Source organism: Campylobacter sp. IFREMER_LSEM_CL2151, assembly GCF_025771725.1.
GTDB lineage: Bacteria > Campylobacterota > Campylobacteria > Campylobacterales > Campylobacteraceae > Campylobacter_D > Campylobacter_D lari_C.
In genome coordinates this window covers 1-1,134 of record NZ_JAKMQT010000021.1, presented here as the reverse complement: position 1 = coordinate 1,134, position 1,134 = coordinate 1, and the positions used below count along the sequence as shown (strand labels likewise).

The following is a 1,134-nucleotide window of genomic DNA, read 5'->3' as shown; positions in this document are numbered from 1 at the left end:
CAACACGGGACACCACTTATTGACCCTTTCGTCTAGTGGCTCAGGACGTCACTCTCTCTGTGTGATAACAGAGGTTCAAATCCTCTAGGGGTCGCCATAAAATTAAATTAGTATTTGTGCTTTTAATACATTTTATTACTTTTCTAAAAGAAGAATTAAAAATCATTATAATATTTTTATTTTATTGTACAATGAAGTTATATTTTAAATTTAAAGGATAAATTATGGATAATTCATTATCAGGATATACTAAAATATGACAATGAAGGATATGGTTTGCAATATCCTGATGGACATGTTATAAGATTTTATGAGAGAATCTTGAAGTATAAATTAAACAAAACAAGTGGAAATTTGCTTGATTTTGGTTATGGGAATGGAGTGCATTCTAAATATTTTCAAGATGTAACGGGGGGGGGTATTAACGCTTATGGTGCAGATATTGTTCCTAGTTTAAAAAATACTTGGAAAAAAGATCCTAGGATAAATGAAAATAATTTTCACGTAATTACACCTAACTCTAGTTTTAAAAATTTATTTGATGTAAAAATGGATTTTATTTTTGCAAATCAAAGTTTATATTATCTACCAAGCAAAGATTTTCAAAAAACTATTGAAGAATTTTATGATTTATGCAATGATGGAGCAATAATTTTCGCGACTATGATTAGCTCTAAAGCTTACCAAGAATTTGTTACAGGGGATGTTAAAGAAAATGGTTTAGTAGAAGTAAAATCTAGTCCAAGATTAAATAGTGAATCTACTTATATAAATTTTACAAATACGATTGAAGAATTAAAAGAAAAATTTAAACCTTTTAAACCATTGTTTTGGGGAGATTATGAGCTGATAAATTTATATAATTTCGAAGGAAGCATACAACACTTCATCTACATAGGGCAAAAATAATTTTTACACTAAAGGCTTTAATAAGCCTTTATCTTGCTCTCCTTGCTATTATAACTACCACACACCATCAACCAATATCCCAATCCTTTTTTTTGCTAAACTCTAAGTATATATCCTCCAAGCTTTCAATATCAAACCTATATATTACATATCATAATCACCTTTCTCTATTCTTTTCTCTATTCTTTTCTCTATTCTTTTCTCTATTCTTTTCTCTATTCTTTT

At 28.4% G+C, this 1,134-nt stretch carries 1 protein-coding gene and 1 tRNA gene; both read left to right on the top strand.

Annotation, left to right across the window (positions count from 1 at the left end):
* The first annotated feature begins 21 nt into the window (after positions 1-21).
* Positions 22-97: transfer RNA gene (locus tag L8V82_RS07710), tRNA-Glu, on the top strand.
* A gap of 179 nt (positions 98-276) precedes the next feature.
* A complete protein-coding gene (locus L8V82_RS07705) occupies positions 277-909 on the top strand; it encodes a class I SAM-dependent methyltransferase (RefSeq protein ID WP_263724549.1) in 633 nt (210 codons plus the stop codon).
* Positions 910-1,134: the final 225 nt, after the last annotated feature.